Here is a 15,829-nt window from a genome sequence, read left to right on the forward strand (position 1 = left end):
GCTGTATCATTTCTCAGACGAACTTATCAAATCCTACGGGCGTAAATCGATAATAAATCTTGCTGAGAAATCGAATTTTCATCTTTTTCGCGTTAATTTCACGCTCATTTTACGTAACTGTTCACTTAAAGAATGCAATTTAAACCGTTTCGCACTCAGTGAGTGCGAAGCCAAAGCAGCCCACTTAAAAAGTGGGACTACAGCGAAACCCGGTACGCTTGTATCCCACTTTTTGTTCCAAAAAGGTCGGATACAAGCTCGGGCAAGGGGAAACCCCTTAACCCTAAGGCACACATGCTGCGCATGTGAAAAATCAAAAGCGTGAAAGATAAAAACAGCATTGACACTTTTATATGGTACGTACTGATTTTATGTACAGTTATAATGGTGTTTCATCGATTTACGCTAAAAATCGATTGAAAATCGTTCTTTAGTTTCCGTATAGTGAAGACAATGTTTACTTTACGCGCAAGCTAAGTTTTAGTGTAATAAAAATTTTTCAGTTTTGGCAGTAATTCAATACATGCAAACACTAACGGTTAACGCGAATTCCGTAATCGCGTACTCTTAGAGTCGATGAATACTAGTCTCATCAAAAATTTAGATAAAAGATGATTTTATAGCTTTTGACGTCGAGTTTAGAATAAGATCACTTAACGAAAGTGTAATATTTGCAGCAATCATTCAACTATTTTAGTAAAGTCATTATCATCATGACCATGGAAGGCGCTATCGATATGCTCAACGAACCAACCACATATCAAATAATTTCAATATTATTTACTATTTTTACTATTTTAAACCTTTTTATCATCTATTCTAATTATCTAAATCACGGACTGATTGCCAATGAAATTGTTCGTAAAGAAAATTTACTAGAAAATAAATCTGTGGAAGAAATAGTTAGTGAGTTGAAGCTCTCGTCCCAAGATCTACTACAGAAAAAGTCTGCAGGTCAATCCGTTTTTCAGCAGTTAACAGAAACTCTAAAACATAATGAAGAACGGCTTGCCTATATTAATGCAGGCTTATTACCTCCAATCTTTAAATTTGACGACAGTGAATTATTAAAGGAGCAGATAAACCAATGCAGAGAACAACAGTTGATCGTGATCTTAAAGAGAAATGCAACAACTGCTTATTCTAATTGGGTCTGGGATGGGAGCAAGAGTAAAGGTACTGAAATGGTTGTTGCCTACCAAGACTTGTTGCTTAAAGCATTTAATGCTGAATTCGACGTAATTAGAAAGCAAATGCGTCACTCTTCATATGAAACGGCTCGTAAGAAGTTGATTCAACTTGAAGATCAATTAGAAAAGCTGGGAGAAACAACGAATGTTTGTATCTCGTATGAATACGTTACTCTAAAATCGCAAGAACTTCTTACTTGGCACAAAGAATTAGATCACAAAGAACAGTTGAACAACAACAAAAAAGCACAACAAGCCCTTTTGCGTGAACAAGCTAAACAGGCAGGTCAAGATACAGAAGATCTTGAGGACGACATTTATTACCGTAAATCTGACTTGAAAAAAGCGCAAATGCTTGCTCAGAAAATGTATGGCGCAACTGCAATAGATATGAAGCTTAAAATTAGTAAAATGCAAAAGGAAATTGAGAGGATAGAAGCTAAGTTTGAAAGAGCTATCTCACAAGCTCAAATAACCAGAGCAGGTTATATATATGTAATATCTAACATTGGCAGTTTTGGTGAAGGCGTGGTTAAGATAGGTATGACACGCCGACTAGAGCCTATGGACAGAGTAAACGAATTGGGTGACGCTAGTGTTCCGTTCAGATTCGATGTTCATTCATTAACGTTTGTCGATGATGCGCCTCGAATTGAAAGAACTCTGCACCAAAAATTCAATGGCAAGCGTGTAAACGTTGAAAATCATCGGAAAGAATTCTTCAAAGTTACACCGCTAGAAGTATCGAACGCAATGAAAGAACTCGGTATCGACAGTGATTGGTACTTTGAGGTAGAAGCTAAAGAGTACAGGGAAAGTTTGCTAATACGAGAGGCTCTCAAACAAGAGCATTCCACAGTTAAGCCGATGTCTAGCAAACTACCTGAATTCATCTAAAGGATTAGAATTATGTATATCACTATCGCAATATCCGTATTCTTATTCATATCCATATATTTTCTGTTAAGTTCACGATCAAAATTAAATCAAATCAAAGTGAAGAGTGCAAGATTACAAACAACTTATGAGCCTGCTTCTCTTGAAGAAAAAAGGCTATCTGAACTTTCAAGCGAGTACAGTGAATTACAGTCTAACTATCAGAAAAAACTAACAGAATTGAGACAAAGCGAAATACGTTTGTCGCAATTCTATTTAGGGGTCGGTACTACAGACTCCATTGCATATCGTAACTTAGTAAATAGCGAAAGTGTTGATGAGATTGAAAGTAAGCTTCTGGATGTTAAAAACTCACTAAAACGTTTAGTTAGTGAAAAGAAAGCTTGTGTATGTAGCATGGGAAATAATGTAGTTGTTAATGGCAAGAGATCAGAGGCAAAAAAACTGGTTAATCGAGAAATTAAACTTCGTATTCGTTGCTTAGATAATGAGTTCAAAGCTGCAGCAGCAATGGTAGATTGGAATAATATTAATCGCGTGATAAATAGGGCCAAAGATAAATTCAATGAAATTAATCGTTCAGGCACTATTGTTGAAACTTACCTTAAAAGTGGGTATTTAGACCTGAAAATAGAAGAACTAAGGTTGTCATACGAGCTAAATCAAGCGAAACAAGACATCAAGGAAGCTGAGCGAGAAGAGGCCCAATTAAAGCGAGAAGCCGAACGTGAAGATAAGCGAATCCAAGATGCTGCATTAAACGCGGAAAAAGAACGGAAATTGATGGAAAAATTAGTGGCTGAGGAGTTAGCTAAACTAGAATCAGGCTCAGAAGAGCAAAAAGCGTTATATGAACTTCATAAGCAACAGTTAAATGAGCTAATAGAAAAAGAAAAGAGAGCAATATCTTTAGCTCAAACTACTCGCGCTGGTTACGTATACATCATCTCAAATAAGACATCATTCGGGTCAAATGTTGTTAAAATCGGTATGACTCGTCGTGCAGATCCAAATGAGCGAGTCAAAGAACTCGGTGATGCGTCTGTGCCAGAACTATTTGATATCCATGCATTTGTGTTTACTGATGATGCCCCTACATTAGAAAAATATCTACATAATAAGTTTGCAGAACAGCGTGTAAATATGGTTAATGGACGTAAAGAGTTTTTCTACGTTGAACCGAATGATGTGCTGCGTGAATTATCAAGTTATCATGGAAAATACGAATTGGAGGTTTTTGATAAAGTGAGCGAGTAAACAAATCATGCTCGGCAGCGACGTAAAATAAAAAGTGCTTAATTTGGTTGGAAAACGCAAATGATTCTAGGTTGCATCGAGTTAAATTATTGATATATATGAATTAAGATATTAATTTTTTGTGTGACCATGCTCAATTCAAAGGATGTTTTATAGTTATATATTATTTAAATTACCTATATCTGTTATTTTTATAAAATACAGCGACTATTTCAAATGAATTTTTTAACATTAGAAAATGTTAAAAAACAACCAACAACTTATAATGGAATAATATGAAAATCATAGACTTAGCAACAAAAAGATTAAAAGCTGATGATCAAGATGTAAGCATGTCATTTAAACTTATAGTTGAAAGCAATCTAGAAAATGAATACGCTGATTTTGAAATAAAAGGACTGGATTGTGAAGGATTTGAAATCACATCAGTGATAATTAATGATAGTATTGAAGATGGTGAAACAAAAACAATTACAGAAAGGGCTGATATTAGCATTGAAGACTTTGAGGCAATTGTTGAATGGAAAGTAAATTATTGTTGAGTGGGAAATAAATCATTGCAACCGCATGAGTGTTTAATTTCGCACATATCGCTCAGCAACTAAGAAGGTCTGTTTTTAGTTGGTTATTTACTGCAATCTATTTACAGGGTCTATTTCGAGGAGCCTATAACAGATTCTATGAAAACTCTCCTGATGGTTTACCTCAGTAAATTTTTGATCGAGTAGTTTGACAAAATACTCGAAAATAATTAAATGTCATATATCGACTACGAATGTTCACTATCTGAGATGTGATTTTTCGATTAGTTATTGATTATAATGAATTTTAGTTTTATTTTGTGGCTGATTGCTTGGGTTCAAATCCCTATCCCTCCGCCACATTAAATACGAGAAAAGCCGTTGATTATCAACGGCTTTTTTTGTTTTTGGCGTTTAAGGGGCTCTCCATAAGGATTGACTCAGACAATGTATCTTTATCGAGCACCCAACAACGTATACTTCACACGTATCTGCTTAGCCAAATATTTACGCGACAAGGGCTTCCCTTTTGACGTAAAAGTCTCATTACTGACTCGTGACAGAGCAGAAGCGGTCATCCGTAACATTGATGTTGCCGGAGCACTCAAAAAAATCATCAAATCTATTGACCATCAAACCCGTATAAATGACTTTATTCGCTACGTTGATGAGGTCATTAACCATCTCAGAGCTCAGTTTGATGCAGCTGATTCTGATATTACGTTCAACATCACGCAAAAACCTCATGCTATCCCCATTAGAGAGACTAAATTGTCTCAACATCGTGAAACTACCATTGTGGCGCAACCAAAGCCTGTTATTGGGTTAAACGAAGCATTAAGCGCATTTATTATCTCAAAACAAAAATCAGCCATCAGGCCTCTCTCTATTAAGCAGCTTGAGCAGCGTACTCGGCATTTTATTGATACCGTACCATCAAAATTCACTCTTAAAACCAAGCTTAAAACTGATGATAAATGTGTGCATGACATCACCAGTGCTGATGCGATGACCTATCGAGATGCTTTACTGACTCAAGGCCGAAGCTATAAAAGCAATAAAGAGTACTTAGCAGCAATATTCCAGTTCTTTAAATGGTGCCAGCTAATGAACTACTGCAATCACAACCCGTTTGAAAGCGTTACTGTCGGACAAAAACCAAAAGCTAAACCGAATCAAGCTAGAGACCGCTGGACAGCACCTGAGTTAAAAAGATTAATCCGCTCGACAGCATTCAACGACTCAACAGCTGATTTTAAGTGGGTCACCCGTTTGATGCTTTATGGTGGCTTAAGGCCTTCAGAAGCCTGCCAGCTCAAACCTGGAGATATCAAGTTAATTGAGGGCATACACTGCATTAGCGTTGATGATAGTGGTGCTGTACAGCGATTAAAGAACCTCAATGCCAAACGTTATGTGCCCATACATCAGCGCTTGCTTGAGCTTGGCTTTATTGCGTTTGTTGAGCAAAGAAAATCAACACATACCCAGCTGTTTGATTATAAACCTGTCGGCATCATTGAAGATTGGTCAAAAACTTACTGTAAACAGCTCGCCAAGCTTCAAACTGAAATCGGCATGCAAGCGAATCAGCGTCCAACCGCCTACGGCCTCAGACACACGTTTATCGATGAAATGAAGCAACTGGATATCAGTGAGCATATCGTGGCGCAAATCGTCGGTCACGCTAATCCCAACATCACTTTCAGTCGTTACGGCAAAGATATAAACGTTGCAGCATTGCTTAAGGATATTGAGAAAATTGACTATCAAATTTGATGATCGGGTGTGGTTAATAAATAAACTTTAGACCTAAATTAACAATCTGTCTCGATTGGCAGTAACAGTGTCAGTTGAGGCACAAACACTGCCAAAGCTGTCATTATTTCGCTACAGCAGAGAGCGAAATATGATGGTATTGAAAATGGCTCGCAGTCAGTGAGTGCGAAAAAAATTTGTAAATCAAACAAGTGTTTCAAACTTTGGTTTTTTAAAAAATTGTCTTAAATGCTCTGTAACCCAGCACTCATCAGCTATAGGGTAGTGCGAAATAAATATTTCGCTCTCACTGAGAGCGAAATTAGTTTGTATAAAAGAGTGAGCAAGTAGTTTTAATCGAGCTTTTGAAAGGTTTAATGTGGTCGCGTATGAAACTAGCTAATTGATTTATGCCTCACTCTTTGATGGAATAACAATGAAAGTTAAGCTAATTAAACTTGGGTGTTAAACGGAATGCTTACTGATGATTTTTTGGGAAGTCTTGTCTTTATTTTATATATCAGCAGTTAGGGAAAGTGACATATCGTAAAAGCAACTAATTTGTTGCAAATAGATATAGCTCATTAATTTGTAATTATGAATCAAAATGTGAAGTAAAGTATTGATATTAAAGTATGATTCAGATTAATGTATGTTTGTTTACTTAATAGGTAGAGTATGACATTTAGAGAAGAAATGGTTCAATAATGAATAATTGCCCCTCTTAAACGTTTACTCTGGCCCCGCTCCACTTATTAACAAGGATAGTGTATGTACTTATCAAGTATAACGGCCACGAACTTTAGAGGCTTTGAGTCAACTCATATCACTTTAAATAAAGGGTTGAACCTTTTAGTCGGTGAAAATGATGCTGGTAAAACGAGTTTAATCGATGCTGTTAGACTGGTTTTAGATACTAACTCTGCTGAGTGGGTGAGGATTAAGTATTCCGATTTCAGATCGGGGTCAACAAAGCTAAAAATTAGTTTGAAATTTTGTGGACTGGATGCTCGCGACGGAGGTGCATTTGCTGAATACCTGACGTTTGAACAAGATGAAGGTGGTAATGTTCAAACTGTATTGCATATAACATTAACTGCTTCCATAAATGAAACCCAGACGAATAATTCACAAGGTATACGAACTGAAATCCGTGCAGGCGCTGATGATGAAGGGCCAATTTTAGATCGTGATACGCGGCTATATCTTTCTACTACTTATCTTAAACCATTAAGGGATGCTGAGAATGAGCTTTCTGCAGGAAGAATGTCTCGGTTGTCACAACTACTAGGTAGTAAGAGCAGTATTGGCGGCAATGAGTTGGATATAGAACGTTTGATTACGCTGGTTGTACAGGCTAACCAAATGATCAAAGCTGATAAGTCGATTTCCACTGCGAAAACCAGTGTCGAAAAGCTCTTAGAGCAAATAACGTTCAAAGACACACCTTTTGCACCAGTGATTGACATGCTTGGCAGCAAGAATGTTGTAGACATGAGTGCCGCGGAAAAAAATTCAGCTTTTAAAGCAATTGTTGAGCGGCTTACTCTTGGATTGAATGATACAGGTTTGTCCCATGGACTAGGGTATAGCAACTTATTATTTATGGCCGCCGAACTAATGTTATTAACGCAGGCAGGTGAAGGCTTTCCACTTTTGTTAATTGAAGAGCCCGAAGCACACCTTCATCCTCAGTTACAAATGAAGTTCATTCAGTATCTTGTAGACAAGCAAGAAGGTTTACAGTGCATCCTATCAACACATAGTCCTAACCTAGCTTCAAAAGTTTCGCTTGAAAATATAATTCTGATGAATAAAGGGCAGTCTTTTCCATTAAGACGAGACGCTACCTTATTGAATAGTGATGACTACCCGTTCTTAGAAAAATTTCTTGATGTTAGTAAAGCAAATATGTTTTTCGCTAAAAGTGTTTTGTTAGTCGAAGGCGACGGTGAAAACATTCTACTGCCAGCTATTGCCAAATTATTAGGTCGTCCTCTTGAAGATTATGGCGTGTCGATAGTGAATGTTGGCAACCTAGCTTATAAACGGTATGCAAAGATCTATCGTAAGAAGGTGGCTGATGAACAACCATTCCCTATTAAAGTAGCTTGTGTAACTGATCTTGATATTTGGCCAGATAAAGCAGAAAAGAAGCCAGAGAATGTCGTCGGCTTTAAAGTGAAAAAACAACCTAATCCAGAAGCAGGAAAGCTTGGTAACTTGAATCGCTGGGTTAGCTACTATAAAAATAAGCCTGACGAACTAGCAAAACGTAAGGCAAATAAGCGTGAACAAGATGGAGAAAATGTAATAACATTTGTTTCGGATGAGTGGACTTTTGAATATTGCTTAGCGAAATCGGGGCTAGCCAAAGAACTTTATTGCTCAGTAAAAGGTAGTGAAGTAGGTTTTGAAGACCTTCGTGATGATCCTGAAGAAAAAGCTATTCAAATATATGGAATGATTGAAAAAATGTCGTCTGGCAAAACTATGTCTACATACAAGCTGGCTCAGATATTAAGTGAAATCTATAAGGATGACTCTGCTGGGCTTAAAAGTAAATTGCCTAAGTATATTGTTAGTGCCATAGAATATGTAACAGAATCTATTGCTATAGCAACTGTAGAGGATCAAGTTGCTCAGAAACTAGAAGCAGAAGGTACAGAATGATACCTTGTATAACCGATAGCCATATCGATGAACTTCAAGTTAAGACAGGACTGGTTTTTGATCCTGAACGTCGACAAGCTATAAAAGAATTTGTCGATATTCAAGCTTGCCCTGGTAGCGGTAAAACAACACTAGTTGCAGCGAAATTAATACTGCTAGCGAAGAGTTGGAAGCAGAGTACAAGTGGTTTATGTGTTCTTAGCCACACTAATGTGGCTAAAAATGAAATTATTAGTCGATTGGAGCGTGATGAGAATGGGCGTAAATTGTTATCATATCCTCACTTCATCGGTACGATTCAAGAATTTGTTAATCGGTTCCTAGCCTTACCTTTCTGTAGAACAAAATGTATAAAAATTCAACGTATCGATGATGACTTTTGCCTCAATTATATCGATAGTAAACTTTCTTGGAAGGCAAGAAGGTATTTGGATGGAAAGCCAAAAGCTAGTATATCTGACTTACAAGTTAGGTATGTTGGCGGTGCGTTTGAGAAAGTCATTCCCGGTTTCAAAAAGACTTCGACATCTGATAGCTTTAGAAATCTTTATTTAATAAAGGAAGCTATGTTGAAAGAGGGGCTATTCTTTTATAGAGAGATGTTTGAGTATGCAAAGGCGTATTTGGATATTAATCCAAATGTAATAAAAGCTATTCAATCAAGGTTTCCTTTGGCACTTGTAGATGAGATGCAAGATACATCCATAGTACAAGATGAAATAATTAATAAGTTATTTTCTTATAGAGGAGTTGCGCTTCAACGATTAGGTGATGCTGATCAGGCGATATTTTCTGGTGGTGAAGAAGAAAGTAACAATAGCTATAATGATTTGCAGCTGCAGGTTATAAATACCAGCCATAGATTTAACCCGAGCGTCGCAGCCCTAGCTAGTCGATTGAGTACTAATAAGGTGGCATTAAGTTCTACTCACTTAGTCTATAACGCTCAGCCACATACGATCTACATCGTTGATGAGCAGAGCAGGTCGAGAGTACTTTCAGCGTTTGCAAAATTGTGTGCTAATAACCTTCCGTTAGATGAGAGACATCCTATCAAGGCCGTTGGTGGGGTTGGCAAGACTAAGCCGGAAGGTCTTACGATTAAACACTACTTTTCAAACTTTGAAAAATGTAACTCCAGTAAAAACTTCAAACCAGAAAAAATGATCGAATACTTTAGAAGGGCTCAGAAGATTACTGCATGCAATTCAGATGGTTATAGAATGGTTTTGGAAGGAATTCGTAGGCTATTACCTATTGCAGGTTACGAATATGTACCTATATCTCAACTCAAGAGCATGATAAAGGACAGTCCAAAGCGTAATGAAATTAACCAAAATATAATTAAGATTCAAAATTCTGTTCTTAACGATAGTAATACATGGGGAGATAATATTAAGGACTTATTAACAGACCTTGGTTTGTTGGATAAGTATACTGTGCTTACCGACTTTATTTCATATGTGGCACCAAGTGCTATAACTGATGATGAAGTTGTGTCGGCTAATATGTATGTTGAAAAAATAAATGATCGTGATATCTATATTGAGGTTGATACGATCCACTCCGTAAAGGGGGAAACGCACTCTGCGACTTTATTGCTAGAAACACAATTCTATGAGTATGATGTACATCAGGTGTTGGATTATATTATCGGTGTTAAGAGTACAACGCCAACAGGTGTTAGGAAGCCTAAATTCATGAAACAGCTGTACGTAGCAATGACGAGGCCAAAACATCTAATTGGCATTGCTATTGATGAATCTAGATTTCCTGAAGCTAAGCGAGCTATTGCTATTTCAAATGGTTGGAATGTTGTAGATTTAACTGTCGGCAATTAATATGGCACAGCTATTCTGACTCGTTACGCCCCTAAATGAGTACACAGATGATGTCATCAATTTTCAATGAACAGAGTTTTGATATACAAAAAAGTTATCGAATTATGGATGAAAACTTGCGCCAAAGATTGCACCATTTGTCATTCCTAACTTAATAATATCTGATAAGTTACACCGTTTTTATAGAGCTAGCGAACATTTATTTCCATACGGTAAAAACTATATTTTTCAGTAAAATAGTGACCTGTGAAATGGCCCAACCACCTAGGTCTACTTTATCAGCTAAATGCAACGGGTTTATCACGGGTAAATTTTTGCCTCAACGTTGCTTAGAACCAAACCTATATTTAACAATGCTTGCCTTCTTTATACATACGAAATGTAATTGATATTGCTCTTTTACAGAGACTATTTTCACTAGCTAGATTGTATAATCAGATGAGCTGGTTATATAAAGGGCTATCCACTTCACATTAAGGAAAAATAGCATGGGTAAATCAGTATCTTGTAAAGTTGCACATGAGTTGTATAAAGGTTTCTTATACGTATTGTATAGCAAGTCTCTAAATCTAGTTAAAGTTGGCTACGCCACCATACCAAAGAATAGATGTAAACGATTAAACAAGCATAGTTATGCTGGTGTTAATGATTGGGAAATACAGTACATAGTTAAAAGTGAGCAAATGCCAACTGATGAAACTTGGTGTCATGGCCAGCTAGCGCAGTACAGCAAATTAATTCAATACCAATCTATAAGGCAATGTACTTCACAGGCTAAAGAATTATTCAATTGTACCGTACAATAAGCAATAGAAGTTATTAACAATATAGACAATCAAAGGACCAACGAGAAGCAAGCTATAGAAGTATGCTGATTTTATTCTGCTATAAGGGACACTAAAGTGTAGTGCCAGGTTTTATTGATCACTACAGCCCTGTATTCATTGGTCACTACACTAGCACTCAAGTCACAAAGCCTTCTGTATAGCATGGCTTTTTTTGATTTCATCTATCAATTCATTGACGGCATTGAGCTCAATGCCTTTTACATATAGCTCGGTATCTAACACCTTGATTTTGCCATTGATGATGGGGCTATATAAATGAAACTTGTGACTAAGCAATTTAAAAGCATTGAGTTTATGTGTTAACTGCTTGATATGTTTCTGAAGTACATTATAGTGGTTTTTTACCATGCTCTGATTATCAGTATGCTTATGTAAAGTACTGTCTGGCCTTTTGGGAAGCATATGAATTGGGGCTTGTAGACTGAACCGTTGTTCATATTGTGCGTTGCGACTTCTTTTAGGAGAAAGTCGTTTCACAAAGTGGTGTTTTTCTAATCGATACAAGTGGTTATGCATGCATTTTCGAAGAATTGCAGCATCTTCAGTCTCATACGTATAGATAAGGGCTTGTAACAAATATTCCGTAGTAAAGACGACGGGGCAATGTTTATTAATAATGTCTATAAAATCAACTTGTGTCATTTTGAAGGATTCGAGTTGTGAGTAAATAAACCCAGGGATGCTAGCATCCCTGGGCGAGCGTTTAGCTAATAAGGCAGCGGCAAACTGATATTAGCTAAGTGATTAATCACCACAAAACACACTATAGTGTGTTTTAATTTAATCTACAAGATAAGAATGAAAAAAAAGATTGCGATTGAGTTTGGAAAAAAACTCGCAGAAAAAAGAAAAGAAAAAGACATACTTCAGAAAGACCTGTCACAGCAATGCGGCTTTAGCCTTAACTATATTGGTATCGTAGAGCGAGGTGAGAAAAGTATCAGCTTAGAGAAAGTGTATGTTATTGCAGCGATTCTTGAATGCTCAGTGCATGATTTAATCCCAGACGAGAAAGCGATTTTACTTGAGGCTGAATAGCTTAAGACACAAGATTGTTGAGTAAAATGAAGGTTTATTTAACGTTAGAAGAGACGATATGCTGCGTAATGCAGTTACGAGAATAATCTTATCGAAGCACGTCTAGAACAACTCTATGACAGTATTTTGCGGTATATCGATTATCAATGCTTTTTATGTATGATTCAAACTTGCAAAAGCCACTTAAGCACAAGATAAACGGCTAAGGTGGGTAAAGCTGCCAAATATAATTTTTGCCCATCAATACACAATGTCATTTAGCGATACTTTGTTTGTATTGAAAGTGATGAATGTAAAGTTGACTAAGTTACTGCATGCTATGACAGCTCAACAATGTCGATAACATTACTGTGTTATGACGAACCGTTGATGCTTCCTCCTCCTCAGCTTTTTTTCTACATATTCAAAAAATAATTTACTCATAATATAAATTGTTGTCGATGATTTCAGTCATGTTAAATGTGTTTGCTATGACATTTAACACTGTGATTATGTAATGTTTTATTTTGTTCATGACGTTGTAATATTGACTTTTTAAAATGTTAAAAGTATATAAATAGTTGAAATGTATATAGTTATTTTTAATCTGAGTGTTGTGTATGTTCAAGGATATGTTAATCTGTGCTTAAGAAAAGCGGGCAAAGACTCGCCAAGGTTAAGCAATGAAAGATTTAACAGTCTCACATTATGTGAAGCAATATTTATCCTCAAGAGTACATGAAGTCGCACCTTCAACATTACGCTCTGAGCGTTGTAAAGCATCAAAAATCATTAAAATAATGGGGAAGCGTTATATTAATTCTGTCACGCACAGTGACATTATTCAGTTGCGTCAAAAATTACATAAAAGCTATGCAAACAAGTCGATAAACGAGTTTTATATCATTTTGCGTGCGATATTTAATAATGCCTTTCGAGACGGTCTAATTGTTAGAAATCCGATGGATGGCATCCAAAATCTATCAGTTTGTCATGCTGAGCCTAATCCGTTTACACGAGCAGAATTAACAGCGTTAGCACAAACAGAGGTTGAGTGCTTTTCAGGGAAAAATGCTTTCCAGTTATGTGCCCTAACTGGACTTCGTATAAGCGAGTTGCTCGCTGTAAGCTGGGAAGATATTGACTTTATTAACGCAAAACTCAAAGTCAGAATTGCATTAGTCGACAAGCAATATAAAACACCAAAAACACCTGGGTCACAACGCACAGTTGAGTTATGTGCTTCTGCTATGTATATATTAACACAACAAAAATTGATAACTGGACATCGAAAAGCTAGAAAGATATCAGTGCTTCAGCGCGACAATAAAACGAAAAAAATCGAGAATTTATCACTCGTTTTCTACAACACTCAGACAAATCAGCCTTTTATAAGCGCGAAACAATTTAACAAAACGTTTTTCACCCCATTTTTAGTATCTGCCAATGTTAAGCATCGCGGCGCTGGGCAACTTAGACACACTTTTGCAAGTCAAGCTCTGACATCTGGTGTCTCAAAAGAATGGATAGCCCGACAACTAGGGCACGAAAGCACTGCTATGATTGATATTCATTATGCGCGATGGATGTGTGCAGATGCACCTGATTTTGTTAACAGAGTAGAGCAACAATTTAGTGGCATATTTACACAAAAACAACCCGATGAATCTTTATCAGTTGAAACAAAGACTCCCTATGTAGCAACGACTTCAAATACTGCTTCAAACGCTGATATTCAGCTGTCAGAGCAACAGATATCGCAATTGCTCATTAGTCACCCCAATTTGATAACAGAGTATCTCAATCGATTGTTGAGTCAGAGTGTTGGGGAGACGTTGATATGAGATTAACGACTCTCTTCTTTGCATTTGTTAACTATGCATTTAATGACAAGGGGCGCAGAGCTGGCAAAGCTACCTTGTTTCATTCATTACGTCTCACAGAAGAAATGGCGCTTAAACAAAAGTATTTGACTAAGTCACAGAAGCTGATGCGCTCAAAGAATGAGATCGAAATTGAATGGAATAGCTCGCTATCGCACACTAATTTGATTGATACCCCTGAAGGAATTGTCCCTCTAGCTAACTTTTCACAAGAGCAAAGAGAGCAAATGATGTTCGAAATTTTGCAACCTCAAACAATGAAGAGCGCTGATGCGCGTAAATTTGGGCAAGACAAAGCGCGCTCAAAAAACAAACTTAAAGAGTGGATAAAGGCAGGTCATTTTTGTAAGAAAGGTATTGAGTTAGTCGATGAGATTTTTTCGAGTGATAGCTTAATAAATGTGCATCATGCTGCATATCGATTGAATTTGCTTAATATGAAGCGTAAAGCTCAGCGAGTTGAGCAATTGGTGAATTATATCAAAGCCCACAATGCATTGTTAGATAAGCCTAATTCACTTAACTCTGTCAATTTTGAAGAATTATTATTCAAAATCCCTATAAATAATCAGATAGGTACAGACATTGTGAGCAATGAAGAAATGATGCACGCAATGAAAAGTTTCTTACAGCGTTATTATCCTGATCATCCAATTAAACTCATGGTGTTACATCATGATGAACGACTACCCGGTGAAATAACTGGCGGTCATGTTCATGCTTTCATTTCTGGGAAAAATGCTTCAACGCATCAATACGATTTACGGTTAGCACACATCAGAAACGTCAATGCATTTTTGTTTGATCGCAAAGGTGTCGATGCCGAGTTACTTTCTGAGAAAGGACGCTTGAATCGTGAACAAGCAGGCGATGTGGCGAAGCATATGCAAGAGATGTTCTATGAGTTCGTCAATGAACATCTCTTTCATCCGAAGGGCATCAATGCTGATTTCCATCCAGAATCTGTCCGTAAATCTGAAAAACGAATGCAAATGCGTAAAGAAGCAAAGCTAGCGAAGCGCGATAGATCATTCAACTATCACACACGTTTACTTGAGGACGTAGATAGTTTAGAAAATAAGGCTAAAAAATTGGGTGACAAAATTTCTCAGCTAGAGAAAACGGTTGATGATTTAGAGAACAAAGCCGCTTACTTGAGTGAAAATTGTGAGACTTTGATAATAAAACGTGACGCACTTAAGCAACAATGTATTCAGCAAGAGGCTATGGCTCAAACAAATCAGCGTAGACTCAGTAAAAAAATGCGGCTTGAGCAAGAAGTTGATGAGCGTTTAAGCGCTAAGGTAAAGGAAGAAAAGAAATTAGATGCATCGATTTGGCTTAAACAGCAAAAACACACAGAATTAGATAGCGCCATAGCTGAGAAACAATCAATTTTAGATAGACTTAGCGTAATGACAACTCAGGCATTGTATCCAATACACAAAATGTTGGAACACATGAATAATCGATTAATACTAAAAGGAAGAGCCGGAGCGACGGAGTTCATGCAACATATCATTAAAGCCTTTAGTGCAGATTTGCCAGCAGAGCTCAGAAAAACACTAATAAAAATCACGAATAATACTGGCGATACAGAGCTTGAAAACGGGTTAACACGCAAAGACAGTCAGATTAACGACTCATTGGATATGTGATATAGCACGCGTTCAATATTCGTTAAATGATGCGTTAACCGTATTCTCTCAGATTAGAGTCAATACAATATAAGTTGCTCGCAAAATAAGCAGGGAATCGGTCATTACTTTTTAAAGTGATGACCGATTTTTACTAATCGCTGAGAATGTAAGACTTAAATTAACGGCCAGGCATGAGGTTATGCTTGTATCGAGTTATAGAGTGTAGTTTGTGCCAATAGCGCTATCTAGCCCTAATTGGCAGCACTGCTGCCACAGATGGCACTTACGCTGCCAGTGGCGGCAT

11 protein-coding genes are annotated in these 15,829 nt (G+C 37.1%); 10 read left to right on the forward strand and 1 reads right to left on the reverse strand.

The window, feature by feature from the left end:
* Positions 1–671 precede the first annotated feature (671 nt).
* From AAEZ00_RS17230 to AAEZ00_RS17260, 7 genes are all read left to right on the forward strand, one after another.
* Positions 672–2,087, forward strand: coding sequence for an SNIPE associated domain-containing protein (locus tag AAEZ00_RS17230; RefSeq protein ID WP_351089213.1), 1,416 nt, complete (start codon positions 672–674; stop codon positions 2,085–2,087).
* 12 nt (positions 2,088–2,099) lie between these two features.
* Positions 2,100–3,344, forward strand: a complete 1,245-nt coding sequence (locus tag AAEZ00_RS17235) for an SNIPE associated domain-containing protein (protein ID WP_351089215.1) — start codon at positions 2,100–2,102, stop codon at positions 3,342–3,344.
* Positions 3,345–3,619: 275 nt separating this feature from the next.
* On the forward strand, positions 3,620–3,886 hold the full coding sequence (locus AAEZ00_RS17240) for a hypothetical protein (RefSeq protein ID WP_351089217.1): 267 nt from the start codon (positions 3,620–3,622) through the stop codon (positions 3,884–3,886).
* 426 nt (positions 3,887–4,312) lie between these two features.
* Entirely contained in the window at positions 4,313–5,644 is a 1,332-nt protein-coding gene (locus AAEZ00_RS17245; protein ID WP_351089219.1) for a tyrosine-type recombinase/integrase, read from the forward strand.
* A gap of 750 nt (positions 5,645–6,394) precedes the next feature.
* Positions 6,395–8,296: an ATP-dependent nuclease gene (locus AAEZ00_RS17250; RefSeq protein WP_351089221.1), complete on the forward strand. Its 1,902-nt coding sequence runs from the start codon at positions 6,395–6,397 to the stop codon at positions 8,294–8,296.
* Positions 8,293–10,137, forward strand: coding sequence for a UvrD-helicase domain-containing protein (locus AAEZ00_RS17255; protein ID WP_351089223.1), 1,845 nt, complete (start codon positions 8,293–8,295; stop codon positions 10,135–10,137). Before AAEZ00_RS17250 ends, AAEZ00_RS17255 begins: the two co-directional genes overlap by 4 nt.
* Before the next feature lie 488 nt (positions 10,138–10,625).
* Entirely contained in the window at positions 10,626–10,943 is a 318-nt protein-coding gene (locus tag AAEZ00_RS17260; RefSeq protein WP_351089225.1) for a GIY-YIG nuclease family protein, read from the forward strand.
* 162 nt (positions 10,944–11,105) lie between these two features.
* Here the strand turns inward: AAEZ00_RS17260 and AAEZ00_RS17265 are convergent, their stop codons facing one another.
* Positions 11,106–11,627, reverse strand: coding sequence for a hypothetical protein (locus AAEZ00_RS17265; protein ID WP_351089227.1), 522 nt, complete (start codon positions 11,625–11,627; stop codon positions 11,106–11,108).
* Between the two features lie 156 nt (positions 11,628–11,783).
* Between AAEZ00_RS17265 and AAEZ00_RS17270 the strand changes: the two genes are divergently transcribed.
* The 3 genes from AAEZ00_RS17270 (at position 11,784) to AAEZ00_RS17280 (ending at position 15,543) form a co-directional block, all read left to right on the forward strand.
* Complete coding sequence (locus AAEZ00_RS17270; RefSeq protein ID WP_124731077.1) at positions 11,784–12,023, forward strand: helix-turn-helix domain-containing protein; 240 nt, start codon at positions 11,784–11,786, stop codon at positions 12,021–12,023.
* A 662-nt stretch (positions 12,024–12,685) separates the two neighbouring features.
* Complete coding sequence (locus AAEZ00_RS17275; RefSeq protein WP_351089230.1) at positions 12,686–13,846, forward strand: tyrosine-type recombinase/integrase; 1,161 nt, start codon at positions 12,686–12,688, stop codon at positions 13,844–13,846.
* Positions 13,843–15,543: a coiled-coil domain-containing protein gene (locus AAEZ00_RS17280; RefSeq protein WP_351089232.1), complete on the forward strand. Its 1,701-nt coding sequence runs from the start codon at positions 13,843–13,845 to the stop codon at positions 15,541–15,543. The genes AAEZ00_RS17275 and AAEZ00_RS17280 overlap by 4 nt, the downstream gene beginning before the upstream one ends.
* The last annotated feature ends 286 nt before the right edge of the window (positions 15,544–15,829 follow it).

This window comes from Shewanella sp. S1-49-MNA-CIBAN-0167 (assembly GCF_040310145.1).
Taxonomy (GTDB): domain Bacteria; phylum Pseudomonadota; class Gammaproteobacteria; order Enterobacterales; family Shewanellaceae; genus Shewanella; species Shewanella psychromarinicola.

What these genes read in the sequence shown, in the direction of transcription:
- AAEZ00_RS17250 (WP_351089221.1), top strand. Translation starts at nt 6,395, where the DNA reads ATGTACTTATCAAGTATAACGGCCACGAACTTTAGAGGCTTTGAGTCA.
- AAEZ00_RS17260 (WP_351089225.1), top strand. Translation starts at nt 10,626, where the DNA reads ATGGGTAAATCAGTATCTTGTAAAGTTGCACATGAGTTGTATAAAGGT.
- AAEZ00_RS17235 (WP_351089215.1), top strand. Translation starts at nt 2,100, where the DNA reads ATGTATATCACTATCGCAATATCCGTATTCTTATTCATATCCATATAT.
- AAEZ00_RS17240 (WP_351089217.1), top strand. Translation starts at nt 3,620, where the DNA reads ATGAAAATCATAGACTTAGCAACAAAAAGATTAAAAGCTGATGATCAA.
- AAEZ00_RS17280 (WP_351089232.1), top strand. Translation starts at nt 13,843, where the DNA reads ATGAGATTAACGACTCTCTTCTTTGCATTTGTTAACTATGCATTTAAT.
- AAEZ00_RS17270 (WP_124731077.1), top strand. Translation starts at nt 11,784, where the DNA reads ATGAAAAAAAAGATTGCGATTGAGTTTGGAAAAAAACTCGCAGAAAAA.
- AAEZ00_RS17275 (WP_351089230.1), top strand. Translation starts at nt 12,686, where the DNA reads ATGAAAGATTTAACAGTCTCACATTATGTGAAGCAATATTTATCCTCA.
- AAEZ00_RS17265 (WP_351089227.1), bottom strand. Translation starts at nt 11,627, where the DNA reads ATGACACAAGTTGATTTTATAGACATTATTAATAAACATTGCCCCGTC.
- AAEZ00_RS17255 (WP_351089223.1), top strand. Translation starts at nt 8,293, where the DNA reads ATGATACCTTGTATAACCGATAGCCATATCGATGAACTTCAAGTTAAG.
- AAEZ00_RS17245 (WP_351089219.1), top strand. Translation starts at nt 4,313, where the DNA reads ATGTATCTTTATCGAGCACCCAACAACGTATACTTCACACGTATCTGC.